This window comes from Vibrio sp. 1CM8B, from assembly GCF_023161685.1.
GTDB lineage: Bacteria > Pseudomonadota > Gammaproteobacteria > Enterobacterales > Vibrionaceae > Vibrio > Vibrio coralliirubri.
This window is the reverse complement of record NZ_JALNTU010000003.1, coordinates 513,655-537,588: the sequence shown is the minus strand read 5'-3', so window position 1 is coordinate 537,588 and position 23,934 is coordinate 513,655. Positions and strand designations below refer to the sequence as shown.

The window sequence follows — 23,934 nt, the reverse complement described above, 5'->3', positions numbered from 1 at the left end:
ATCAAGCAATCTTAGTTGCTAAGGCTGATATTAATTTGTGATTACGCACAGAAGCAATCCCATCTTCAACATGTGCTGCCCAAGCTTGTTGATACTCTTTAGTATCAAGCTCTGGGTAGTACATTTTCAGCATTAGCTCAGTCACCTCACCTGTTTCCCCGAGCCAAGTGTATTTGTCTAGTACAAGTGGCCCGTCTAACTTAGCTTCTTGGCCTTGGTATCTGAAGTCACTTTCGATAGAACGGAAGAAAGCAATACGTGCCGAAACGTTGGGAGTGACTCCAGTATAGCCCTTCAACTTTTTAAGCTGTTCTTCAGTAGAGCGTGTTAAGTTCATACGGTTAGGTAGCATTACACTGCCTCCTTAATCGATTCTTTCCAGAAGTAACCCTCTTTCAACCTTGAAGATTTGGTTGTGCCGTCGAAACAGATCTCGTAAGTACGAGCTAGATCGTCTTGGATTAGGCTTGTGTAGTTTCTGTCGATTTCGGTATCTGTCGATAAAATTACCACTTGGTGGCTTGCTGTAGGAAAGTAGTTCTCAACCAGCTTGTCACGGTGGTGCGAATCCAGTCGGCCTAGTGGTGTGTCAATGATGATTGGCAACTTACGACCAGATGTGCGACCAAGAGCTTCTAGAATCGAGATAGCGTAGATCTGCTTTTCGCCTGCAGACATCGCTTTGCGGTTTATCTTAATACCGTGCTCATCAACTAACTCAACATCGAACGTAGCTGGATTGATAGAAGCGGTTAGCTGTAAATCTTCTTTACGAGCTAGTTTTTTGTATGATTGTACGAACTCATTTTCTAACTGATTTACACGCGCTTTGGTTAGCTGTTCACCAAACTTTTCTAGCAATAAGATAGAATTTTGGGCGTTGCTAACACTTTGATCTTTGTTGGATTGATCTTTGTGCTTATCGTGTAGCTTTTGAATTTGGCGAGCAGTTTCCAGTGCTAATCGAAGTTCTCGTTTAGCCTTTTCTAGCAAGTCATGGTATTCAATAATCAGTTTTTCTTTCTTCTTATCTAAAGCACGGACATCTGTAAACAACTCTTGTACCTGCTCTTGTTCGGGAGCTCGCGCGATATTACTGGAAGCGTTGTCGATCTCTTCTTCAACTTTTTGAAGACGTACTCGTGCTTTGTCAAAACGAGAGAAAGAATCTTGTGATAAGTTTGATAGTTGGTAATCGATGGTGTTCGCTTGGCGATCAGATATATCCAAAAGAAGTTCTGTTGAATTGAACTCACCGACGTGTGCTTTAAAGCTGTCTGCGATTGCATTTTGGGCCATCTCAGTATCAAAACTAGGGTATTTTGAACATAGGGTTTCTAAGAATGAATTTAGCTCATTACCAAAGCTCTGCTTCTTCTTAACTTGTTGCTCTTGTTTGATCTGAGTTTGAAGCCTTTGCATTGCTTTCGGAGCAAGTGAAAATGGAAGGTTGGTTTCCATTTCCATACGAATCTGCTTCTCAAGCTCCACTTTCTCTTTCAGCAAGCTTTCAGCTTTTTGTTGTTCATCTTCTCTGGTTTTTGCCCAAGCACCGCCGTTTTGCGCAAGTTTGTTTTCTAAAACTTGGATATCAGAATTAATGCTAACAATCTGTTTGTAGACTTCATGGTCAGCTTCAAAACGGAGTTTCTCTGATTCTCTTTCATGTTTAATTCGAGTGTTCTCGAGGTTATCCATTTCTTCTTTTAGGGATTGATTTAAAGCTGCAGCCCCTTGCTTTTTTAGGAAGATATTCAGGTCGCTCTTAAGCTTAGCTATGACATCTAACCCTAGTAGTCGGCGAACCGCGGTTTTTAAAACTGTTCCAGATTCGTCTTCAGCTAGATCTGCGATTTTCTCGCCGTCGAAGAAGAACAGATCAGCAATACCCGTTGGAATAAGTTCATTAAGAAAGCCTTGGCACTGCTCGTAATTGAGCTCTGGTATTTGAACACCGTCTTTTTCAAGGCATAGATTATCTTTCTTACCGCGTTTCCAGCCACGAATCACTTTATAAGTGTTTTCTTCGCCGTTCTGGCTGTATTTAAACTCAAGCTCGATCGATGCATTATCTTGAACTCCACCGTGGCCGACACCTTTGTGAATCAGTTCCGATAAAGCGTCAACGTAGTCACCATTTGAAAGTAATTGGCTAAATGATTGACGCCCAAAAAGTGCTAAGCGAACTGCTGTCAGTATTGACGTTTTACCGGCACCATTTAAGCCGCCAAACAAAATGATAGGTCGTTCGGTCCCTTCAATAGGGCCACTTTTACTTAGACGAGTTGGGGCTGGGCGCAAGTCAATTTCATGCACACCGCGAAACACGCGAAAGTTGTTTAAAGTTAGTTTTGTAATCAACATTTCAGTATTTAAAACTCTTTTTGAAGCTGTTTATCTAGGTCAGCAAGCTGTTCGTTGTAGCGCTCAATTTCTTGTTGGTGAATATCAAACTCGGCTTTGCTCTGCAGTGAAGCATGCTTTTGTTTGATTTCTTCCAAGCTTCCCCAGTCTCGTTTCAATAGCGATGCGATCTTGTTCGAGATGCCACTACGACGGCTCAAACCTTCCATAGATACCTCAAGTTCGATGAGTTTCATGATCATTTCAGGTTCGACATCGAAGTTATTGCAAAGCTCATGGATCAGCTGTGCGTCATCTTTACCAAAACTTGCGTTATCGTCATACACCCAATCAAGGTCGTAGCCATAAACGTCTTTAAAAATAGTTGGTAGAGAGTCATCCCAATCCGGTTCGTTTGGATCGTGGATCCACTCTTGGCGAATAGCATGCAGCTCTGGCACTGTGATTAACTCAATCTCTCGGCCTTCAGCTTTGTATTTCTTATCTAGCTCTAGTAATTCGCGGAGCCATTGACGGCGGTATTTAAGCCAGTAAGGGCCAGGGACGTGTTTACGCTCGCTAGCAATATCTTCGCCTTCTTTCGCGTATTGGTAGCTTACGCGACCGGTACGACGTTTATGGTTTCTGAACTCTGCTTTGTTAGCTGGGTCTGTCGTCATTGCTAACTTATTACGGAACTCAAGAAGAGGTGCCATCCACTCTTCGCCATTTTGGATAAGGCTTTCCATCGCTCGGTCTTTGGTTACTACGGTACACGTCCAGCAACCAAAACGAGAATTACCACAAGAGGGGGTAGTTTCGTCAATCACCATTGGGCATTCACCTTGGCCTGAAGAGTCTTTATATAGATTCCAAAGTACTAGGTTTTTACCGCCCCAAGGGTTTTCCCATTCTAGGTCATAGTCATCTTTCCAGATGTTTCTAATACCTAGTGGCGTTTCTTTTGTCTCTAGGTGACATAAACGCAAGATCTTCCAAACATCATCAACAGCCCATGTATCAATAGGGGTGTAAATGAATGCATTGGCTAGCGTTGTATGGCGAGCTAGACGAGAGCCATCAATTTTGTGTTTAGCGATAACCTGAGCACGCGAGGCACTTTCTTGGCTACGTGAGCCCAATACAACAATCACCTCATCAAATTGAGATACCTTGCTTTTGATGAAGTCACTAACCGGATCGATCTTCATTCTCTCTGTACACCAGCGAAATGAACGTGTCGGTGCTGGGTAGCCTTTACCAAGAAGACTTGACCAGAACGTTTGGTCTGACTCTGGTACAACTTTGTGACAGCTGATTGGCAAGTCGTCGCGCTTGGCGCCTTTTTGTATCGCAGCTAAGGAGTCTTTAATGTGGTTAACAACAACAGGTGTCTCGACCAGTGTGTCTGATGAAACGACAAATACGGGTTTGTGGCGTTGTTCTTTTTCTAAGCCAAGTAGTGCCATATAGATTAAAGACATGATAGCGGAGGAGTCTTTACCACCACTGTAGCCAATCACCCATGGGCGGTTGTCTGCACAATAGACGCGTTGAACGTCAGCAACATAGTAGCTGAGTTTGTTATTTGCGAACTCTTCAGCGTTGATGAATTCTTGGTATTCTTCGGCGAGATCTTCTGCCAATTTTAGCTCGTGTATCATGATAACTGCTTCTCTAGAGCTTTTTCTTCTGGGGTTAGTGGTAACCCAAGTTCAATTTTAAGTGCGTTTGCTGTGAGCTGAATATTGATATTCGATTTACTCAACTTGCCGTGGTTCATGCTGCGCTTTATCCATTCAGGGTTGGTTTTCAACCAATTAACCTTCCCTAGTAACTGAAGCTTTTCTTTCCATTGTTTTGGTTCTTGGCACAACAGGTGTTTACCCAAGACGCCAATCGCATGCAGCCCGACACCATGTGCGTGAATGTATTCTTGTCGAAGCTGTGCAGGGGATATCTGTTTGTCGATCACCATTTGCCAATCTTTAATATGGCGAGTGACCTCTTCCCAAAACTCAGACGCTAACTGCTTCTCTTCTTCAGTGAAACCATCTTTTGGCCCTTTACTTAAAAGTGCTCGTGTTGATTGTTTAATGCTGCTTAAAGTAAATAGCTTATTCGACTTTGGACTGATGTTGGATTTTTCCATTTCAGTCATTCCAATGAATGGTTTCACTTTAGCTGCTAATTCACGCGCTAATTCAGAGCTTTCGTCTCGGTGATCGTAGAGAGTGCCAAGAGATGGACTAGGTTTTACTGCGTACTTGTTTAAGTCAGCAAACATTTGTTGGCTTCTACCTAAACCTTCATCGATGAAGAACAATACTGGAATGTTGTCTTGCCCAAGGTCTGGATTTTCTCTTAGTGCTTCTTCTATCGCTTTACGACGGTGTTGGCCATCGTTAATTAGAATCTGCGCATCCATCGGGATTTGAAGCGTACCTAAATTAGGCGCACCTTCATGATCGTGGAAAGATATATCAACTCCAACCGATGCTGTTAATGCTGAGAATACGTACTCTTTAGGGTTGTCGAGTAGGTATTTGACCATTTCAGGTATACGAGTCTTGTTTAATGTTCTTTGAGCTCTAAGCTCTGGTGGAACATCATCTTCGTTATAACTGAAAATCTTAGGTATGATTCGAAGAGGACATGTCGCAATGTAAAATGGACGCCCTGCTTGAATACCTCTGACAGCTGGAAATGAATAGCAATAGCCTGAATCTTGATTTTGCATAGTGAACTCTAAGTTATGTTATTTGTCTATGACATAAACCATAGTTGGTATGTCATATTTTGACAAACTAAGCTTTTAGTTTGTTATGCTTTAGTCTTATCTATGCGAATTATCACATAGGTATGCCAAAATAGGCTGAATATTTTACAGGTATGTAGGCCAGATATCTATGGTAACCATAGGTTTTTATAGTACTAAAAAAGCGCTATTTTGAACTTAGCGTAAACCCTTTGATTTCTTTATGCTCCTTCTCTAAAAGTACCTCAAATTCTGCTCTCATCATCTGTGTTTCCTCACTTGCTTCAAACTCCATGAGCTTCGCCAATCGTTTGTCGAAGCTCTGTTGTTTCTTGTAGTTCTCGTGCTCGGTTGGCATGTAAAGGTGCTTATTCAGCAGTGGTGGCCTGCGATCTTCATTAACGTAGTCGAAGAAATCTATGTCTTGTTCTGCCATCTTGATTTTTATGCGTTCTACTAAGAAAGGCACGGATTTTTCAAAGTAATCATAGGCGGTTAGGGTGAGTTTCCCTGATGTGATATGAATTTTAATTAGGTCTATTTCTTCATCCAGCTCACCATAAATTTGCAACCCTGCGCCTACGTAGACTCGCAGCAATAATGGCAAATCACCAATAAAGTCTCGATGCAGAATCAATGAATGCCCTTTATTAAGAAGGCTTGCTGGTAACAGGCCATGTGCTTTCTCGCATTGCTGATGAATTAAGTCGGTGTCTGCAATTGCGAACAGTAATTCTGCAGCTAGGCTAATCGCGGTTTTGTAATCATCAAACAAGGCTTTGATATCGCGCTTAAGCGGCTCTGGTTGCTGCGTATAGGGTTTTCTTTTCTCAAACAGTCCCATAGCAAAGTAGAGGAGAAGATCTTCTTTTCGGTTTTTTTCTGCTTGTTCAAACTCTTTGGTATCAAACATCTCTTGCAGTAAGTTAAAGGTTTTTCTGTGTGAGCCAACCAGCTCTCTTACTTTGTCCGATTGTTCAAATTCATCGTTGGCAGGAATGCGGCCGAGTTCTAAGCAGGTATTCCAAAAGTTATTAAACAAGTCTTGATGCTGAGTGATAAGCAGTTTAGCTTTGTCTTTGGCTTCAATAGGTTCTGGTGAAGTCAGTTGTTTCCATTTATGGTGTCGTTTGTATTTACTCTGAAGGTATTGCTGCTCTTCGAGTTTGTCTTTGAAAATATAGAAAATACCGGGTGCGACGGTAATGGCGTCTTCTTGTAGGCTTCTCTCTATGTACGCTTTGATTTCTGATTGCGCATAGTATTTTTGGAAGGTGTTACGAGAGGTAATCACCCCATCTTTATAAGGTTTGAACTGAGCAATGTAGTTTTCGTTAGCCAGCATGACAGAAACCACCAGAAACTTGTCTGCTAGCTCCCATGCGCCTAGTAAGGCATCGAGTCTTTCATCTTGATCTTCTATTACGTTAAGAACAAATCCTATGTTTACGATATCAGAATTGGATTTGTCGTTGTCGGGTTGAAAGTTCGGATCCCAACCTAGAGCGTCGAGGCCATGTGCTTCGAGCTCTCTTAAATCGTCTCCGCGGCCACAGCCGTAATCGAAAATTGAGTGTTCGCCTTTTAAATAGCCATGTTTAACAAGAGTCTTCATTGGTGCGGAGAGTTCATGACGCACGATGGCCGTTCTGTGCCTATCAATCCCTGCCTGTTCTTGCGTTGTCACAGAGGAACATCGGAATAGTCGACCATCGACAAGCTCGTAGCCATGGCGTGCAATCAAATTCTCCCAAGAGCGCTTAAATCCGATCAAGCGACTGTTCTCGTAAAGCCCTGCATTTTCACCTTCTTGCGTTAGGGATATGAAATGCTCGAAGTATTCGCTGTCAGGCAGAACCATGGTCTCTTTGCGGTGCAAAATCGGAGGGTTTTCAGAGCCTTCGTAGTTCATGATTTTATGGCTGAGTTTAGAGAGGTCGACATTAAGGCTTTGTTCTAATGCGGGATAGGAATCAGTATAAAAATTAGGGTAGTGAAGAAGAGATAAGCGGAACTCTTTTTTAAACAGCTTTACGAGGTTCCAGTCTTCTTCATCTAAGTTAACGGCTTTTGCTACGGCAGGAATGAACTGTGTTAATACTTTAGGCAATGCGCTGAATGCGTCTTTATGAAGATAAATTGCATCGGGAAGTTGTTTTCCAACTTTTATTTGAGAGGTAAGTTCAGCAAATAGCTCTTCGTTCATTACTAGTCCTTAGGTGCTTTTGAAGATTATAAATCATCAAACAATGCCTGTGTGGCGCTGCCTTTTGCACTTTTTGTGTTTACGCGAAGTCCATCACTTCGGCGTTGTCGGTTAAGTGCGTATTTTGAATTATCAGCCCCAACGCTAATATGCAGCGGTTTATCTTTGCCATAAAAATAGAGGCGGTCGAACTCTAAATGCGTGCAGATAAATCGAGCGACCTCATCCATACGTTGCTCATACCCTTCAACATAAATATCACACGCAGCCCCATTGCGCTTACAGATACGGCTATCCCGGGAGTTGAATTCCATAGAGGCATGTTGGTCAATATCGGGCGCCATATCTCCAGAGCTATTTTTCAATATCCACCTTAAAAGAGGATGGCTTGTATAACCATAGGTCACCGTTACCTCTCCTAGTGAGCGTTCGATAGGCTGTAAAATTTGAACCGTTAAACACTGAAGCTCAGTGGCAGAAAGTTTATTAACCTTGTTGTCTCCTAAGTAATTAGGATGCCGAGACTTATGCCAATCAATAAGCTTGTGGTGCATATTCTGTCCTTAGGGTTCTAGGTTGCTACTATATTTAACGAACGACAGCAGTAAAATCAATGCAATTCGGAGGCTATGTATGTTGTTTATTCTCGCTTTACTCTGCATCTTCTTGTTGGGGTATCTTGCCCAAACTACGGGCCTTTGTATGGTGAGAGGAGTTAAAGAGGCGAAAAGCGGATCACCGATGTTCATCGTTGCGATTGTGTTTAGTGGTTCGCTTGCTTGGGTCTCTATGGCTCTTGGCTCTGTCGTAGAAGGGCGGCCTTTATTCACTGCTTTTTGGCCGAGTCTGTTTTCTCTGTTTGGTGGTTTTCTTTTTGGTATTGGAGCGGCAATTAATAGTGGTTGCGGGGTATCTACCGTAAGCCGTTTAGCTCGTGGTGAAGTTGTGATGCTGGCGACGATATTAGGGTGGTTCGTTGCTTGGTTGTTATTTGCTCCCGTTTTACCTAACGAGTTAAAGGGAGAGCAGTTGGTATTGTCTGATTTTTCTCGCTATGTATTCCTTGGGAGCATTTCATTCATTATTGTGGTGAGTTGTTATTTCATGAATGCGGTAAACCGTAAGTTATGGTTATCAATGCTGGGAATTGGCTTAACGGCAGGTTTTGTATTCCTTTATGAACCACACTGGACGCCAAGTGGATTGTTGAAATCTATGGGGACTTCTCTTTGGCACGATAAAGCTGAAGATTGGCCAAGCCGCGAGCGTTTTATTTTGATGCTCTCGTTGTTAATTGGAATGGTTAGCGCCGCGTTGTTTACTGGATCTTTTTCTTTGAGGTTGAGCTCTATACGTCGATTGGGTAAACACTTGGTTGCTGGTGTGCTTATGGGGTTTGGCGCTGTGATGGCTGGTGGAGGGAACGATACTCAGCTGTTAGTGGCGATGCCAGTACTTTCTCTGGCGGGCGTTTTTTCTGTGTTGAGTATCATTGTGGGTATTTATCTTGGGACTCTTGTCTTGCAGAGTCGGGATACAAAATGAAACTACTCCCAGTTTATCGATCTTTGATAGTTAACGTCGTATACATTTATTATTGAAGTAGTAAGAAGACATTAAGCTCTAACCAAAATTTATTTATGCTTAATAATCGGCGCAGTGCGCCGATTGGATATGTAATTTCAGTAAGTGTCTGTTTGACCAAGTTTCAACTATATGTGATTTAGTGTAAACGCGGCCTGTGAGGGAAGTGGTTTTAGGTCTAAAGTGAACGAATATAGGATATTTTAGAAGCGTTACTTGACGGATTTACGAATCATTAACTATAGTCAACTTAGTTAGTCAATCATTAGCAAGTTTAGTCTGCGTTATGATTAAGTTATTGATATCAGGTTATTTAACGAATGAATATCGGAGTTTCTAGGGTTCAAATCCCTATCCCTCCACCACCATTAAAAAGCCCGCTGAGAAATCAGCGGGCTTTTTTTCGTTGTACCGTTTCAAACTATTATATATTCCAGTCAAATAGTGAACTTTTCAGTTACTCACTCACCGATACTATCAGAGTCCCCTAAATCATTTCATTAGGCTGTTTGCTAACAAGGTTAATGAAGCTCTTGGATAAATAAAATCGAGCTGATATCGCCTACACAGTGTTAGGTGAGGGATAACTTGATATGCGGAGAAGGTTACTTACTAAGTAAACTTAATGGTATTCAGAATCTTCTGTATCAGTTGTTCGCTTAGTCGATTTTTCTTACCTTGAACTCACTCGTTAACACAGAGTCATACTCCTTTCCTATGTACTCGGTATTGAAGATACTTTTGTTTTGCTCTGTCTGTTCTGAAGATATTCCTACCCATTGTGCAAATGTGTCTGAAAAGTCTCTTAGGTTATATTTAACCGAATGTATTTTCGTTTCTTGTGGATCATTACTCATTGCTATGAAAGGTACTTCTACTGCCTGCCTTGAAAAATGTGAGCCAGTTCCGTGAATCAGATACGGTGGAACGTTTACAGATGTTAGGCCATGGTCAGAAAAATAAATGATTTTATATGTTTTATCATGCATCGTGAGTAGGTCTCTAAGCTTCTCTATAAAAGCCACGCCATAAGCCACTGATTTTGAATAGCACGCTAGATACTTGTTATCGTGGGCTTTTAGTGAAATTTCTTCATCAAATCTTTTACAAAAATCATAATGTGACCCCATGGTGTGGATGAAAATCACTTTTGGCCTTTTAGTTTCTTCACGAATCGCCTTGATCACTTCTGGTAGGAGAATGTTATCGGGTTCGGCTTTATCATAAGACGTATTCTTATAATATTGGTAATGTGCCCTACTCGCGATTGCGGATACCTGTGTCTCGTATTGCCCGATCTTAGCTTGATTTGATATCCAATAAGTTTTCATTCCAGCATCATTAGCAAGATCTATCACATTTAAGTTTTTATCATGCCTGTTTACATCTAGGCTCTTTGATAATATTCGAGGGACTGAGAAATATGTAACAACGGATGGGGAAATAACACCATTAAATATGGCTGCGCCTTTTATCTTTCCATTCTCTTCGTTATACGATGGGTAGTAATTTTTAATAACAGATTCACCAATATTTACGATGTAAATATCCTTTAATACTTTATTTGTATGAACATTCTCCCATTTTGAAGAGATTACTGATTTTCCCCCCTCGAGAAGAGACAGTTCATAATATAAAGAAATAGGTTTAATAACTGTAATTAGCCCTAGAAAACTAAACCACACTTCATGATGGATTGTTTTTAAGTATTCTTCATTGAGGTATGTCGTCTTTTTATTATCATGTAAGCTATAAAATTTGGTGATTAATATACTGGAAAATAATATCAACATAATTAATGAAAATGACTTACCAACCTTTCTTAAGGTAATGTGAAATGATAGAAAAACCAGAATGAAAAATACAATTACCTTTAAATATGTTACGGAGCTAATGCTTTTTATATATTCAAGAACTTCACCTCGATTAGACTCTAAAACCGACCCTAAGACACCTAAGTCTAAGCTTAGAGAGTTTAATCTTAAGTAGAAATCAAAAGTCATTATTACCGTGAGAAGAAGAAATACAAATCTATTACCGACAAATGCTATTATAGTTGCTATAAATAACATGTTTAAACTCAATATTGACAGGGTAAACCACACATTATCATCAGCCCCAGTTCTCAACAGGTAAAATGTCATGATACTTAAAGGAATCAGAGTCTTAATATCAATGTTTTGTCTACTTCTCATATGTTTTTGGGTAGCTTTTGTTATCGGCCCTTCGATGAGTGTAGTCATTGATGTATGGAGAGGCAATGTACAGGCATACCCAAATGAACATAATAATATCTCTGAAATTATCGTTAATTCTGGTGGTTTGATCGCACATGCCGGTGGGGGAATCAATGGATTAAAATATACAAACTCGTTAGAAGCGATGGAGCAATCAATTGAACATGGTTTCAAGATGATAGAGTTAGATCTACTTATCTCATCGGATGGAAGGATTGTTGCTGCTCATGATTGGAAGTCTTTTCACGAAATGACAAATTCTAATAATACTGGGTCTATTAGCTATAAAGAGTTTGAATCAAAGATAATTTATGATAAATATAAAACATTAAATATATCTACAGCTATTGATGTTCTAGATGAAAATGACGTGGTGTTAGTTACGGACAAAATAAAAAATCTTGCCTTGCTTTCAAAATATATAATAGATAAAGATAAATCTATTATCGAAGTATTCAGTATAGATAAATATAATGAAGCAATAGAGTTAGGTTTTAATAATGTCGCATTAAATATAGACCTAAATACACCATTTATTCTTGAGTGGATTGATTTAAATAAAATTAAGGCTGTGACGTATCGGGGTGATAACCTTGGCTCGCTTGGGAGTGAGTATAAGAAGGCGATAGAACTAAGCAACATGGGGGTTTCTTCCATGATCTATTCGACAAATGATTTAGACTTGGATGGTATTAAAGCTTCTGGAATCGGAAATTTTGCGTTATATGTCGACTTTGTTCTTCCATCAGATGAACTATAAGATCGTAGGTTATCTAAAAAGCAGAGCTTAATCGCTCTGCTTTGATGTTGAAATGAATATTCTTTGGGACTAGTACAACCAGCTCGCTTACTTAGCGACGTTTCCTGCCACGTTCAGCGCATCCCATGTACGTGAAAATGGGGGAGCATAACAGAAGTCCATGTAGCCTAGTTGTTGAGTCGTCGTCTTCGCGGTGATAGCAACTGCTAGTGCGTTAATACGGCCAACCGCTCCTTTCTTACCTACGATCTCACCACCTAGAAGAACCTTGGTCTCTGGGTGATAAACCAACTTCACCTTGATGTCTTCTTGGCCTGGGTAGTAATCCGTTTGGTTCTTATCTGAAATCGTTGATACTTTCACATCTAAGCTATGTTCTTTCGCCAGAAGCTCGGATACGCCTGTACACGCCAGTTCGTAATCGAGAACTTTCAAACAAGATGAACCTAAGAAGCCTGACATGTAAGTGTCTTTTCCTGCTAGCTTGTCTGCCATCATGCGTGCTTGTTTGTTGGCTGTGGTTGCTAGAGGAACATAAACGGGTTTGCCTAATGCCATATGATGGACAACGGCACAGTCACCTACAGCATGGATGTAAGTATCTTCAGTAGCACCATATTCATTCACCAACAACGCGCCATTTGCGGCTTTTGGTAATTCGAATGCTTCAGTGTTTGGTTTGAAGCCGAGTGACAGGATCACGACATCAGCTTCTACATTGCCGTTATCGGTTTCTACGATGTAACCACCTTGCTCGGCATCGCGAATCGCAGATACGCTGCAACCTGTTTTAAGGTCAGCTCCGGATTCACGAATTGCACCTTCAACTACTTCAATGATCTCTGGGCTGAACTGACGGCTCATGATGTGTTGTTCACGTTCGATAATCGTCACGTGCTTATCTAAGCCATGTGCTGCATCAAAGACTTCCAGCCCGATAAAGCCTGCACCGATGACACACACGCGTTGTTTACTATCATTTTTAAGTGCTTGTTTGACTGCTAAGCCATCTTCCATGCTTGTTAGTGTGTATACGTGTTCTGAATTGAATTCACCGAATGAGGGAACGATTGGTCGCGCACCTGTCGCAATGACCAACATATCGTAATCGATGATGCTTTCCTCATTTTGGTGACGTACCGTAATTTGCTTTTCAGTGCGGTCGAACGACACCATTTCTGTTTCTACACGTACATCCAAGCCAGATTTGATGGCTTGTTCTGGCGTACGAGAGATCATTCGCTCGGTGTCATCAAACATGCCGCCTGCAAAGTAAGGTAAGCCACAGGCTCCGAAAGAGATGTAGCTACGCTTATCTAAAACGATGACTTCGTCTGATGGTTGATTACGTTTGTATTTAGCTGCGAAACTCATACCCGCGGCGCTACCGCCTATAACAACAACTTTCATATTTACTACCTAAATAACCTGAACTCAGGAAAAACAGAAGAGCACTCAAGTGGAGTGCTCTTAATTAAGTTTGAGAATTATACTGCTGCTTCTTTTGATACTGTCGCTGTAACGTCAGCGTCGTATTGTTCAGTATCCAATGAGCCATTCTTCTTCGCTGTAAGAACGCCTGACAACATAGAGCCTGAGATGTTCAGCGCTGTACGAGCCATGTCAATTAACGCTTCGATAGACACTAGAATCGCGACTACTGTGATGTCTAGACCCATGATGGTCAGTACCGCTACTGCTGCGAACGTTGCACCGCCACCAACACCTGCGATACCGAATGAAGCAATTGCGATAACAGCTATCAGTTGTAGGACGAAGCTCAAGTCTACAGGCATGCCCATTACTTGTGCCGCCATGATTGCGAGCATTGCTGGGTAGATACCTGCACAACCGTTTTGACCAATACTGGTACCAAATGTCGCTGACATGTTTGCTGTTTCTTCATCTACACCTAGGCGTTGAGTTTGTGTTTCAACGTTTAGCGGGATAGCTGCCATGCTTGAGCGAGAACCGAATCCGAACACTAATACTGGCCAGATTTTCTTCATGAATTTAGCAGGAGAAAGACCGAACATTGACACCATGACGAAGTGGATGCCGAACATAACGCCAATTGCTACGTAGCTTGCTAGAAGGAAGCGTCCCATCTCTGCAAGTGCGAACAGGTCGTTGGTCATCATGAACGTGGTCATCAGAGCGAATACACCGTAAGGCGTTAGCTTCAGAATTTCACGTACCATTGAAAGCACCACTTCTTTTGCAGAGTTGATGAAATCAACGAAGTTTTGCACTTTCTCTGGCTTACGGTTTTTCACTTGAAGGATACAGTAACCAAGGAACATACCGAACAGTACAGTTGATAGCGTAGAAGTACGTTGAGAACCTGTTAGCATGTCAAAGATGTTGGTTGGAATGATAGACAGAGCCATACCAGACAGACCGCTGCTCGCCATTGCATCTTGTGTTGCAACCAGTGAATCACCACGAGCTTCAATCGCACTGTTTGTGCCGATTGTGCTTACTAGTGCGTTCGCATCGATACCAAATAGGTAAATACTTGCGATACCAACGGCTGCTGAGATTGCACAAGTGAAAAGTAGAATACCGATGATTTTTGGTGCGATTCGAGATAGCGCGCCGCCGCCTTCAACGTTCATGATCGAAGAGATCATCGCCACAAATACTAGCGGGATAACGATCATTTGTAGAAGTTTGATGTAGCCTTTACCGAACACCGAAATCAGTTCAGCAAAGCCAGATGTCGCAACGTTGCCGACACCGAAAACAAGTTGAATTGCGCCACCGAACAGTAAGCCAGCAGCAAGCGCACTCAGTACGCGGAAGTTAAAACTTTTCTTTTGCTTTTTGAAGTTCGACAGCAGTGCGTAGAACCCAAAGAACAGTACGCTTAATCCAATAAATGAAACGCTCATGAGAATCTCCTATGATACCCATTAATACCTAAGTCGGTTATTTTTTGTATGCGATGGCTTCAACTTCAACCAGTGCGTCTTTTGGTAGTCGTGCTGCTTCAACACAAGAGCGAGCAGGTGCGTTTTCTGTACCAAACACCTCTGTGTACACTTCGTTAAAGGCAACGAAGTTCTCCATGTCTGATAGGAAGCAGGTTGTCTTAAGCACTGTGTCCAGTCCCGCATTACTCGCTTCTAATACCGCTTTTAAGTTTTCTAGCGATTGACGAGCCTGCTCTTTGATGCCGCCCTCAACAAACTGCATCGTTTCTGGAACGAGAGGTAATTGACCTGATGTATAAACCATGTCGCCGTAAGACGTACCTTGTGAGTAAGGGCCGATAGCTGCAGGTGCTTGTTCAGTGGCAATGATCTGTTTCACGATATAACTCCTAAATTATTGGTTTTATTCTGATTTAAATTCACGGATAAACTTGTAAACCGCCTGTCGGCTGATCCCAAGTTGCTCTGATACTTGTGTAGTCGTCTCTTTTAGCTCAAATACTCCGTTATCAAATAAACAACGAATGATGGCTTTATTGCGACCTTTGGAAGAAACCGACTCGTCTTGGTCAACCTCGTTAATGGCTGAACTCAGTGCTTGTTGAATTACGTCGTTTGCATTGTTGCTGAATGTCTCGCTGACAATGGCTTGCGGCACATTGCACTGCGGCATCAGCGTTTTGACGATTTCTGGAAATGGGAAAGATAAGTTCATGTTGATACACAACATGCCGATCGGCTTTTGTTGTGGACCAGCCAGTACGCAGGTAGTCGATTTCAGTAGGGATCCGTCTGCTGCATTGGTGAAGTAGCTTTTTGGAGAAACTTCGCCGGTTTTCTCGAATTTACTCCACATACGTAAACCTAAGTCTGTAATAGGAGAGCCGATCTCACGACCGGTATGATGACCGTTGACGATTTTCACGACCGAGTTTTCTAAGCTTTCAAATGAATGGATGACTACTTCACAGTAGGGGCCAATCAAATCAGCGAGCGTGTCTGCTAAACGGAAGTAATTGTTTAAACATTCTCTGTCTTCATCGGTGAATTTAACTTGCTTTACATTCATAGTTTCGGTTTACATTTTTGAACTTGATGACTGAAACGTACTCCTTTAGTGGTATTTGAGCGAGGTGCAGTAAACTTCTGTAAACTGGTAAAAAGCGTCTCAAACGTCAACAAATAATGGAAATTCAACTGAAATTAAGAGTGAAATTTGAACAGGATCACCAAACTATCCTCAATATGGTTTAATTTCTTAAACTCCATCAAAGTTTAAATATTTAAAATCAAAGATTGCATTTTTGAAGGCTTTAATGATCTAGAACAAATTCTCGATTGAGGTGAAACGAGCATTCCATAATGGGATGCTTTTTTATATGTGAGCTTGTTCGTTATTGGAGGTGTGTATCTATTACTTGGAGAACTCCAAGACGCTGCGATTTTTATTGAGCTTTTTATTGTCAAATTACTGTGAATTACCTCCGTATATAAGTTGATATTCTCCCGCAAATTCCTAGATTTTTTGGTATTTAAAACAGCGAGTTAAGCTTGTCTAGACAAGTTGACTAACCCCTTGGAATATTTCATTTCTGCAAATAAACCGACACGTAACTTTAATATTCAAACGTCAAAGTGGCCTTAAATCAAACAGGGACATTGACGATGAATAACATCATTGAAGTTAAGAAGGTCAACAAAACATTCGGATCGAACAAGGCACTGAATGGCATCAATTTGACGATTACCAGTCGTAAGATGACGGCGCTACTTGGTCCGTCTGGTTCAGGTAAATCTACACTGCTTCGTCACTTAAGCGGTCTGATCATCGGAGATAAAAGCACCGACTCTCAAATTAACGTGCTTGGCCAAACGGTACAGGCGAACGGTAAGGCAGACAGCAATGTCCGCGACATCCGTGCGCAAGCGGGTTACATCTTCCAACAATTCAATCTCGTTAACCGCTTATCTGTGATGACCAATGTATTGATTGGCTCACTGAGCTCAACACCTAAGTGGCGCACTCTGACGGGTATTTTTACGGTTGAACAACAGCAAGAGGCGCTTGAAGCACTGCGTCGCGTTGGCATGGAAGATTTTGCAGGCCAACGCGTTGGTAACCTATCAGGTGGTCAACAACAGCGTGTCGCAATCGCACGTGCGCTGATGCAGAAAGCCAAAATCATTTTTGCCGATGAGCCAATTGCTTCGCTTGATCCAGAATCAGCACGCATCGTGATGGAGCTGCTTACGGATATCAATCAAAAGGAAGGCATTCCTGTGATCGTAACACTCCACCAAGTCGACCACGCTCTTAAGTATTGCGAAAACATCATCGCGCTTAAAGACGGCCAAGTGTTCTACGAAGGAAAGAGTGCGGAACTGACTAAGCCTCAGCTTGAAGATCTATATCGTTCTAAAAAATCGACAAACACGCCACATATTCAACCTAACGACGTGCTCGCTGCGTCTTTTTAAGTATCAGGGAATTTAAGATGTTTCATTCAATGAAATCAGGGATTAAGAAGGCCGTGACGCTAGCAACTGTGTTGATGACGACTCTCACTGCTGGCCACGCTTTTGCTAAAGATTCGATTAACTTTGGCATCATCGCAACCGATGCACAACAAAACTTGCGTAGCCGCTGGGAGCCTCTTTTGGATGACCTAGGTAAAGCGTTAGGCATGCCAGTGAGCGCCTATTTCGCACCCGATTACGCAGGCATCATTCAGGCACAACGTTTTGGCAAAGTGGATTTTGCTTACTACGGAAACAAGGCGGCAATGGAAGCTGTTGACCGTGCAAACGCTGAAGCCTTCGTTCGTTACATCGATGAAGATGGCTTACAGGGTTATTACAGCTTACTGATTGTTAACGCTGAAAACGACAACATCAACACGCTTGAAGATGTTCTAGAGCAACACAAAACACTCAAGCTTGGTAATGGCGATCCTAATTCTACTTCGGGCTTCCTCGTTCCGAACTTCGAAGCATTTGCCAACAATGGCATCTCCGCGAATGACTTTCACCGTAATGTGACTGCAAGCCATGGCGCTAACGTGATGGCCGTAGCGAATAACCAAGTCGATGTCGCAACTAATCACACCATGAGCCTTATTCGCATTGAAGATCAGAACCCTGAGCTGTTTAGCAAGCTCAAGGTGGTTTGGCAGTCAGAGCTTATTCCATCAGATGTGATTACCTACCGTAAAGACTTAGATGAAGGCTTGAAACAAAAGGCGCGTGATTTCTTCGTGAGCTACGGCGAACAGCCTGAGCAGCTTAAAAACCTAAACCAACTGGCTTGGTCTGGTTTTGCTGCTACCGATAACAACCAACTACTGCCTATTCGTCAAATGGAAGCGTTTAAGAAGCTGGTTGAAGCGGAAAACAACAGCAACCTTAGCGAGAAAGTGAGAGCCGATCGTATGGCGCAATACCAAGCCGAAATCGACCAGCTGCAAACAGAAATTGATGCGCTGAAAGGTTAACCCCATCCCCATGCGCCGCTGTGGGTGGCGCTATAAAAGAGTATGAGAACAATGACTGCAATGACTCAACGTTACGAGCCTTCTTCAAAGCTGTCGATTAAAAACGGCGTGATTGCTGTGATAGCACTACTGGTCCTTAGCTGGGCGTGGCAAGGCGCGGAAATGGCACCAATGATGTTCTTTGAACACCCAGAGAACATGGTTCAGCTAGGTAAAGACTTTTTCCCTGCTGACTTTAGTGAAAGCAATGTCTACTTAACCGAAATGCTGGTGACGATTCAAGTGGGCATTTGGGGAACCGTGTTATCGATTCTGTTAGCGATTCCATTCGGCATTCTGAGTGCTGAAAACCTGATGCCGAGCTGGGTGACATTTCCAATTCGTCGATTGATGGACTGTTTACGCGCTATCAATGAAATGGTGTTTGCAATGCTGTTTGTCGTGGTTGTCGGATTAGGGCCATTTGCAGGCGTGATGGCGCTGTTCATTCACACAACGGGCGTGCTTGCCAAGCTCTTTGCCGAAGCGATTGAAGCGATTGAACCCGGACCGATGGAAGGTGTGAAAGCGACAGGCGCGAATCCTATCGAAGTGATTCTTTACGGCGTGATTCCACAGGTGTTGCCACTTTGGATTTCGTACTCACTGTACCGCTTGGAGTCGAACATTCGCTCGGCAACGGTTGTCGGCATGGTTGGCGCGGGCGGTATCGGTGTATTGCTTTGGCAATCTATCTCAGGTTTCCAGTTGCAACAAACTGCCGCAATTATGGCGATTGTTATCGTGACGGTAAGCATTATCGACTTCGTTTCTCAAATCATTCGTAAGAAGTTTATTTAGGCATCTTAGATGTCTATTTAAAAGAACTTGTCTAGATAAGTGATTGAATTTTAGGAAAGGAAACCCTTATGCCCGTTTACTTAGATATTGCCTCAGAGCTGGAAAAGGAAGTCAAAGACCACTTTGTGCCGGGTGACTACTTACCACCTGAATCCAAATTGGCTGAACGCTTTGCTGTGAATCGTCACACGCTTCGCCGCGCAGTCGATGAACTGGTGTCAACGGGCCTGATTCAACGCCATCAAGGCAAAGGCAACATGGTGATTCGTCAGCCAAGTGAGTATCGACTTCACTCGGGCGCACATTTCACCAAGAACCTGATTGAGCAAGGCGCAATGCCAAGATGTGAGGTGCTTCAGTCTCGCCTTATCAATGTATCCCCCAAGATTGCGGGTTACTTGAAGGTGGAAGAAGGGAGCAAGGTTATTCATATCCGTACCCTGCGAAAAACCGGAGATACGCCGAGAACCATCATCGACCACTACCTACCGAACTTGGAGTGGTGGCCGATTCTCAAAAACTTCACCAACGGTTCATTGCACCAATTTATTCAGCGTGGTTTGGAGACTGATTTAGAGCGAAAAGAGACTCGAGTGGGCGCGAAAATCCCAACCAATGAAGAGTGTCGTTTATTGCAAATCAGCACCAGTACACCGCTACTCAAAATTAAAACCACCAACGTAATCAAAGGCACGCAAGTGATAGCGGAATTTTCAAGTTCCAATACCCGTGCCGACGCAACCGAAATAGTAATGGAGCACTAAATGACAGCTTTGAAAGAGCGACAAAAGTGGATGTCAGTACTTGCGCAGAGCCAGTTCTCAGAATTGAAAACGCGCTGGGAAGCATTAGGGCTAGACGCAGAATACGCAATGGTTCGCCAACCAGAGATTGGTTTAGCGCAAGTGCGTGCGCGTATGGGCTCAACAGGCCGCCAGTTCAACATGGGGGATGTCACGATTACTCGCGCAGTCATCAAGTTAACAAGTGGAGAACTTGGTTACAGCTACCTACAGGGGCGAAGTAAGCCTCATGCAGAGCTAGCTGCTGTCGTTGATGCCTTGATGCAAAACGGGCAACAAGCCGAGGTGATTAACGCGCAACTGATTGAGCCGTTGGCTGCGATGAAGCACGAACGAGACAGTCAACGTCGCCAAGAAGTGGCTTCAAGCAAAGTGGACTTTTTTACCATGGTTCGTGGTGAAGACTAGGTTCGAGGTGAAGCTTGCTTTATAGAGAAGAACAGCTTCGCAGGTAAGCAAAAGAACCACAGGTCATTCAAGAATAAGATTAACGAATTAAACAGGTTAGAACGAATTCAATGAGTATGATTTCTCCTGCATTTCAAGATGCAGTTCATGACAGCCAGCAGTGCTTTCGATTGCTGCTCAAGGCGATGTCTGAACCCGGTACCGTCGTAACACTAAATCGTTGCGAAGGCTTTGGTTCAATGATGAGTGCAGCCGCTCAAACGCTACTTTCCATGGCCGACAATGCAACGCCAATCTGGCTATCTTCGACATTAAAAGCTGATCACGCTGTGACTGAAAACATCAAGTTTCACATTGGCGCACCGATTGTCGAACAGACTCAACAAGCGAGCTTTGCTGCGATTTCGGCGCAAGATCTACAGGGTGTTGATTGGTCAGAACTGACATTCAATCTCGGTAACGAAGAGTACCCAGATACCTCAACAACAGTTGTGATAGAGGTTGATAGCTTAACGTCGGGAACTGAACTGTCTCTGAGTGGCCCGGGTATTCAAAGTGAACAAGCTGCGTTTTTTAGCGGATTGCCGGCGGGCTTTATTGCTCACCTTAAAGAACGTCAATCATTGGTGAAGTTCCCATTAGGTGTCGACTTTATCTTTGTGGCGAACCAGCAAGTGCTGTGTTTGCCTCGTACAACTAAAGTGGAGGCGACAACATGTACGTTGCTGTAAAAGGTGGTGAAAAGGCCATTAGTCTTGCGCACCAACTGCAAGCGAAGAAGCGTCGCGGCAATCCTGAATTACCAGAATTAAGCGTTGAACAGATTCAAGAGCAGCTGTCAGGTTCGGTGGACCGAGTGATGACGGAAGGCGGAATTTATGACAAACAACTCGCGGCATTAGCCATCAAACAAGCGGCTGGCGATTTGGTTGAAGCTATCTTCTTGTTGCGTGCTTATCGCACCACGTTACCTCGCCTGATCACTGCGCAACCCGTTGATACCAATACAATGCGAATTGAACGTCGTATTTCAGCAACCTATAAAGATTTACCGGGTGGTCAGATCTTAGGCCCAACCTACGATTACACTCACCGCTTATTAGATTTCAGCCTGCTTGCCGAAGGTGAAACGCCGCAGATCCCTACGCAAGATGTGACTGACTCTGAACCTTGCCCTCAGGTGCTGGGCATTCTCGAAAACCTCAACATGATGTTGACCGAAGAAGATGACCAACAAGTACCAGAAGACATCACCATGAATCCGGTGAACTACCCATGTAACCGCAGCGCACGCCTACAAAACTTGGTGCGCGGCGATGAAGGTTTCTTATTGGCACTGAGCTATTCAACCCAACGTGGCTATGGTCGTAATCACCCATTCGCTGGCGAGATTCGTACGGGCTTTTCAACGCTATCGATTGAGCCTGAAGAGTTAGGTTTCAGTATCGATATTGGTGAAATTGAACTGACAGAGTGCCAGATGATCAATGGCTTTGTTGGTAATAAACAACAGAAAGCCAAACTGACTCGCGGCTACGGCTTAACATTTGGTGCGACTGAGCGTAAAGCAATGTCGATGGCATTGGTTGACCGTTCTTTGCAAGGCGCAGAATACGATGAGCCTGTCGATGGCCCAGCTCAAGATGAAGAGTTTGTGCTTTCTCACTCAGACAACGTAGAAGCCGCAGGCTTTGTCTCTCACCTTAAACTTCCTCACTACGTCGATTTCCAAGCAGAACTGGAACTGCTGAGAAAAATGCATAAAGAGCACGATGAATTGATGGCTCAGCCAGGTAATGACGAACAAGGAGAGCAGTCATGAACACAGCAACGCTTAATGCACCGGTAGGTAACGCTTCAGCGCCATTCAATGCTGAAGAAACAGCATCTCAGAGCCCAGTAGGTGCGACGGGTTACAACTACGGTTACCTTGATGAGCAAACCAAGCGCATGATTCGCCGTGCTTTACTTAAAGCGGTTTCTATTCCGGGTTATCAAGTGCCTTTTGGTGGTCGCGAAATGCCTATGCCTTACGGTTGGGGAACGGGTGGTGTGCAGATCACCGCTGCAATAATCGGCCAACCTGACACGCTAAAAGTGATCGACCAAGGTGCAGATGACACAACAAACGCCGTGTCGATTCGTGAGTTCTTCAAGTCCATCGCCAGTGCAAATACGACTGATAAAACGACGGAAGCGAGCATTATTCAGACTCGCCACCGTATTCCTGAAGTTGATCTTCAAGAAGATCAGATCTTGGTGTATCAGGTGCCGATCCCAGAGCCGCTGCGCTTTATTGAACCACGTGAAACTGAGACTCGTAAAATGCATGCACTGCAAGAGTACGGAATCATGCACGTCAAACTGTATGAAGACATCGCTCGTTTTGGCCACATCTCAACAGCTTACGCTTACCCAGTGCGAGTAAACGATCGCTACATCATGGATCCATCGCCAATTCCTAAATTCGATAATCCAAAAATGGACAATATGGCCGCATTGCAATTGTTTGGCGCGGGTCGTGAAAAGCGTATTTACGCCGTTCCTCCTTACACCAAGGTTCAAAGCCTAGATTTTGAAGATCACCCATTTGAGATTCAACAATGGGACGAGCCATGTGCGATTTGTGGTTCGACGGATACTTTCCTTGATGAAGTCGTTATGGATGACCAAGGCTCACATATGTTCGTGTGTTCAGACACGGATTACTGTCGCGAACAACAGGAGAACAACGCATGAACGCTGTGACGAATATGAAACACGAATGGAACCAGTCAGAGCAGCCTCTGTTGTCTGTCTCTAATCTCACTAAGCTTTATGCGCCGGGTAAGGGCTTTCAGAACGTATCTTTTGACCTTTTCCCTGGAGAAGTGTTGGGCATTGTGGGTGAGTCGGGGTCGGGTAAAAGTACCTTATTGAAGTCGCTTTCTGGCCGTCAAACACCAGACAGCGGTGAAGTGATTTACTTGCGTGGTGACGCGGATAAGCAAATCTCACAACTGGAAGATTTATACCAAATGGCAGAAAGCCAGCGTCGTCACTTGCTGCGTACCGAGTGGGGCGTGGTGCACCAACACCCAATGGATGGCTTACGCGGCCGAGTATCGGCGGGCGGCAACATTGGTGAGCGCTTGATGGCCGTAGGCGAACGTAACTATGGCGAAATTCGTGAGAAATCCGCGAAATGGCTCAGTGATGTTGAGATCCCAACGGATCGAATGGACGACATGCCGACGACTTTCTCTGGCGGCATGCAACAGCGATTACAGATCGCTCGCAACCTTGTGACTCACCCTAAGTTGATCTTTATGGATGAGCCGACTGGTGGTTTGGATGTATCGGTACAAGCTAAGTTGCTCGATCTTCTTCGCCGCTTGGTGACAGAGCTTGAACTGGCCGTGGTGATCGTAACCCACGATCTTGCTGTAGCTCGCTTGCTTGCCCATCGACTCATGGTGATGCGCCGCAGTGAAGTAGTAGAAAGCGGCCTTACTGATCAAGTGCTTGATGATCCTCAACATCCATACACACAACTGCTAGTTTCTTCTGTATTGCAGAATTAAGGACG

The 23,934-nt window shown here is 43.5% G+C and carries 22 protein-coding genes; 11 read left to right on the top strand and 11 right to left on the bottom strand.

Going from position 1 to position 23,934, the window contains the following annotated elements:
• Position 1: 1 nt before the first annotated feature.
• The 6 genes from dndE to MSG36_RS08805 form a co-directional block, all read right to left on the bottom strand.
• Positions 2 to 352, bottom strand: coding sequence for a DNA sulfur modification protein DndE (gene dndE / locus MSG36_RS08830; protein WP_102382456.1), 351 nt, complete (start codon positions 350 to 352; stop codon positions 2 to 4).
• Entirely contained in the window at positions 352 to 2,364 is a 2,013-nt protein-coding gene (gene dndD / locus MSG36_RS08825; protein WP_248367319.1) for a DNA sulfur modification protein DndD, read from the bottom strand. The genes dndE and dndD overlap by 1 nt, the downstream gene beginning before the upstream one ends.
• Positions 2,365 to 2,372: 8 nt before the next feature.
• The gene (locus tag MSG36_RS08820) at positions 2,373 to 4,007 is read right to left on the bottom strand and encodes a DNA phosphorothioation system sulfurtransferase DndC (protein WP_248367317.1); all 1,635 of its coding nucleotides are present in this window, start codon (positions 4,005 to 4,007) and stop codon (positions 2,373 to 2,375) included.
• Positions 4,004 to 5,083 (bottom strand): DNA sulfur modification protein DndB, encoded by a 1,080-nt coding sequence (dndB, locus tag MSG36_RS08815; protein ID WP_102488382.1) that lies wholly within the window; start codon positions 5,081 to 5,083, stop codon positions 4,004 to 4,006. The genes MSG36_RS08820 and dndB overlap by 4 nt, the downstream gene beginning before the upstream one ends.
• Before the next feature lie 205 nt (positions 5,084 to 5,288).
• Positions 5,289 to 7,307 (bottom strand): DNA phosphorothioation-associated putative methyltransferase, encoded by a 2,019-nt coding sequence (locus MSG36_RS08810; protein ID WP_248367314.1) that lies wholly within the window; start codon positions 7,305 to 7,307, stop codon positions 5,289 to 5,291.
• Between the two features lie 26 nt (positions 7,308 to 7,333).
• Positions 7,334 to 7,861 carry a hypothetical protein gene (locus MSG36_RS08805; RefSeq protein WP_248367311.1) on the bottom strand — a complete coding sequence of 176 codons (528 nt, stop codon included), beginning with the start codon at positions 7,859 to 7,861 and terminating at the stop codon, positions 7,334 to 7,336.
• A 187-nt stretch (positions 7,862 to 8,048) separates the two neighbouring features.
• On the opposite strand from MSG36_RS08805, the gene MSG36_RS08800 reads away from it, so the two are divergent.
• Positions 8,049 to 8,852 (top strand): YeeE/YedE thiosulfate transporter family protein, encoded by an 804-nt coding sequence (locus MSG36_RS08800; RefSeq protein WP_248367356.1) that lies wholly within the window; start codon positions 8,049 to 8,051, stop codon positions 8,850 to 8,852.
• A gap of 698 nt (positions 8,853 to 9,550) precedes the next feature.
• Here MSG36_RS08800 and MSG36_RS08795 read toward each other — a convergent pair.
• The gene (locus tag MSG36_RS08795) at positions 9,551 to 11,134 is read right to left on the bottom strand and encodes a sulfatase-like hydrolase/transferase (RefSeq protein ID WP_248367308.1); all 1,584 of its coding nucleotides are present in this window, start codon (positions 11,132 to 11,134) and stop codon (positions 9,551 to 9,553) included.
• Between MSG36_RS08795 and MSG36_RS08790 the strand changes: the two genes are divergently transcribed.
• On the top strand, positions 11,034 to 11,888 hold the full coding sequence (locus tag MSG36_RS08790) for a glycerophosphodiester phosphodiesterase family protein (protein ID WP_048609068.1): 855 nt from the start codon (positions 11,034 to 11,036) through the stop codon (positions 11,886 to 11,888). The two genes, MSG36_RS08795 and MSG36_RS08790, sit on opposite strands and share 101 nt — an antisense overlap.
• Before the next feature lie 87 nt (positions 11,889 to 11,975).
• Here the strand turns inward: MSG36_RS08790 and MSG36_RS08785 are convergent, their stop codons facing one another.
• From MSG36_RS08785 to MSG36_RS08770, 4 genes are all read right to left on the bottom strand, one after another.
• On the bottom strand, positions 11,976 to 13,298 hold the full coding sequence (locus MSG36_RS08785; RefSeq protein ID WP_248367305.1) for a CoA-disulfide reductase: 1,323 nt from the start codon (positions 13,296 to 13,298) through the stop codon (positions 11,976 to 11,978).
• A gap of 77 nt (positions 13,299 to 13,375) precedes the next feature.
• Positions 13,376 to 14,782 carry a cation:dicarboxylase symporter family transporter gene (locus MSG36_RS08780; protein ID WP_248367303.1) on the bottom strand — a complete coding sequence of 469 codons (1,407 nt, stop codon included), beginning with the start codon at positions 14,780 to 14,782 and terminating at the stop codon, positions 13,376 to 13,378.
• Positions 14,783 to 14,819: 37 nt separating this feature from the next.
• Entirely contained in the window at positions 14,820 to 15,203 is a 384-nt protein-coding gene (locus MSG36_RS08775; protein WP_017111552.1) for a RidA family protein, read from the bottom strand.
• Positions 15,204 to 15,227: 24 nt separating this feature from the next.
• Positions 15,228 to 15,893 (bottom strand): PAS domain-containing protein, encoded by a 666-nt coding sequence (locus tag MSG36_RS08770; protein WP_146492698.1) that lies wholly within the window; start codon positions 15,891 to 15,893, stop codon positions 15,228 to 15,230.
• A 596-nt stretch (positions 15,894 to 16,489) separates the two neighbouring features.
• Between MSG36_RS08770 and phnC the strand changes: the two genes are divergently transcribed.
• The 9 genes from phnC to phnK all read left to right on the top strand — a co-directional run bounded on the left by phnC (position 16,490) and on the right by phnK (position 23,929).
• Positions 16,490 to 17,302, top strand: coding sequence for a phosphonate ABC transporter ATP-binding protein (gene phnC, locus MSG36_RS08765; RefSeq protein ID WP_248367301.1), 813 nt, complete (start codon positions 16,490 to 16,492; stop codon positions 17,300 to 17,302).
• A gap of 17 nt (positions 17,303 to 17,319) precedes the next feature.
• Positions 17,320 to 18,315: a phosphonate ABC transporter substrate-binding protein gene (phnD, locus tag MSG36_RS08760; RefSeq protein WP_086967486.1), complete on the top strand. Its 996-nt coding sequence runs from the start codon at positions 17,320 to 17,322 to the stop codon at positions 18,313 to 18,315.
• 60 nt (positions 18,316 to 18,375) lie between these two features.
• On the top strand, positions 18,376 to 19,155 hold the full coding sequence (phnE, locus tag MSG36_RS08755) for a phosphonate ABC transporter, permease protein PhnE (protein ID WP_048612996.1): 780 nt from the start codon (positions 18,376 to 18,378) through the stop codon (positions 19,153 to 19,155).
• Between the two features lie 68 nt (positions 19,156 to 19,223).
• Positions 19,224 to 19,919, top strand: a complete 696-nt coding sequence (phnF, locus tag MSG36_RS08750; protein ID WP_248367299.1) for a phosphonate metabolism transcriptional regulator PhnF — start codon at positions 19,224 to 19,226, stop codon at positions 19,917 to 19,919.
• The gene (gene phnG / locus MSG36_RS08745; protein ID WP_086967488.1) at positions 19,920 to 20,366 is read left to right on the top strand and encodes a phosphonate C-P lyase system protein PhnG; all 447 of its coding nucleotides are present in this window, start codon (positions 19,920 to 19,922) and stop codon (positions 20,364 to 20,366) included.
• Positions 20,367 to 20,476: 110 nt separating this feature from the next.
• Complete coding sequence (gene phnH / locus MSG36_RS08740; protein ID WP_086967490.1) at positions 20,477 to 21,097, top strand: phosphonate C-P lyase system protein PhnH; 621 nt, start codon at positions 20,477 to 20,479, stop codon at positions 21,095 to 21,097.
• Positions 21,082 to 22,188 carry a carbon-phosphorus lyase complex subunit PhnI gene (locus MSG36_RS08735; protein ID WP_248367297.1) on the top strand — a complete coding sequence of 369 codons (1,107 nt, stop codon included), beginning with the start codon at positions 21,082 to 21,084 and terminating at the stop codon, positions 22,186 to 22,188. The genes phnH and MSG36_RS08735 overlap by 16 nt, the downstream gene beginning before the upstream one ends.
• Positions 22,185 to 23,105, top strand: a complete 921-nt coding sequence (locus tag MSG36_RS08730; RefSeq protein ID WP_086967494.1) for an alpha-D-ribose 1-methylphosphonate 5-phosphate C-P-lyase PhnJ — start codon at positions 22,185 to 22,187, stop codon at positions 23,103 to 23,105. The genes MSG36_RS08735 and MSG36_RS08730 overlap by 4 nt, the downstream gene beginning before the upstream one ends.
• Positions 23,102 to 23,929: a phosphonate C-P lyase system protein PhnK gene (phnK, locus tag MSG36_RS08725; RefSeq protein WP_248367295.1), complete on the top strand. Its 828-nt coding sequence runs from the start codon at positions 23,102 to 23,104 to the stop codon at positions 23,927 to 23,929. The genes MSG36_RS08730 and phnK overlap by 4 nt, the downstream gene beginning before the upstream one ends.
• Positions 23,930 to 23,934: the final 5 nt, after the last annotated feature.

Bases quoted from the DNA above. Each gene is read 5' to 3' on its own strand.
- dndE (WP_102382456.1), bottom strand. From the start codon at position 352: ATGCTACCTAACCGTATGAACTTAACACGCTCTACTGAAGAACAGCTT.
- dndD (WP_248367319.1), bottom strand. From the start codon at position 2,364: ATGTTGATTACAAAACTAACTTTAAACAACTTTCGCGTGTTTCGCGGT.
- MSG36_RS08820 (WP_248367317.1), bottom strand. From the start codon at position 4,007: ATGATACACGAGCTAAAATTGGCAGAAGATCTCGCCGAAGAATACCAA.
- dndB (WP_102488382.1), bottom strand. From the start codon at position 5,083: ATGCAAAATCAAGATTCAGGCTATTGCTATTCATTTCCAGCTGTCAGA.
- MSG36_RS08810 (WP_248367314.1), bottom strand. From the start codon at position 7,307: ATGAACGAAGAGCTATTTGCTGAACTTACCTCTCAAATAAAAGTTGGA.
- MSG36_RS08805 (WP_248367311.1), bottom strand. From the start codon at position 7,861: ATGCACCACAAGCTTATTGATTGGCATAAGTCTCGGCATCCTAATTAC.
- MSG36_RS08800 (WP_248367356.1), top strand. From the start codon at position 8,049: ATGTTCATCGTTGCGATTGTGTTTAGTGGTTCGCTTGCTTGGGTCTCT.
- MSG36_RS08790 (WP_048609068.1), top strand. From the start codon at position 11,034: ATGATACTTAAAGGAATCAGAGTCTTAATATCAATGTTTTGTCTACTT.
- MSG36_RS08795 (WP_248367308.1), bottom strand. From the start codon at position 11,134: ATGACTACACTCATCGAAGGGCCGATAACAAAAGCTACCCAAAAACAT.
- MSG36_RS08785 (WP_248367305.1), bottom strand. From the start codon at position 13,298: ATGAAAGTTGTTGTTATAGGCGGTAGCGCCGCGGGTATGAGTTTCGCA.
- MSG36_RS08780 (WP_248367303.1), bottom strand. From the start codon at position 14,782: ATGAGCGTTTCATTTATTGGATTAAGCGTACTGTTCTTTGGGTTCTAC.
- MSG36_RS08770 (WP_146492698.1), bottom strand. From the start codon at position 15,893: ATGAATGTAAAGCAAGTTAAATTCACCGATGAAGACAGAGAATGTTTA.
- phnC (WP_248367301.1), top strand. From the start codon at position 16,490: ATGAATAACATCATTGAAGTTAAGAAGGTCAACAAAACATTCGGATCG.
- phnD (WP_086967486.1), top strand. From the start codon at position 17,320: ATGTTTCATTCAATGAAATCAGGGATTAAGAAGGCCGTGACGCTAGCA.
- phnE (WP_048612996.1), top strand. From the start codon at position 18,376: ATGACTCAACGTTACGAGCCTTCTTCAAAGCTGTCGATTAAAAACGGC.
- phnF (WP_248367299.1), top strand. From the start codon at position 19,224: ATGCCCGTTTACTTAGATATTGCCTCAGAGCTGGAAAAGGAAGTCAAA.
- phnG (WP_086967488.1), top strand. From the start codon at position 19,920: ATGACAGCTTTGAAAGAGCGACAAAAGTGGATGTCAGTACTTGCGCAG.
- phnH (WP_086967490.1), top strand. From the start codon at position 20,477: ATGAGTATGATTTCTCCTGCATTTCAAGATGCAGTTCATGACAGCCAG.
- MSG36_RS08735 (WP_248367297.1), top strand. From the start codon at position 21,082: ATGTACGTTGCTGTAAAAGGTGGTGAAAAGGCCATTAGTCTTGCGCAC.
- MSG36_RS08730 (WP_086967494.1), top strand. From the start codon at position 22,185: ATGAACACAGCAACGCTTAATGCACCGGTAGGTAACGCTTCAGCGCCA.
- phnK (WP_248367295.1), top strand. From the start codon at position 23,102: ATGAACGCTGTGACGAATATGAAACACGAATGGAACCAGTCAGAGCAG.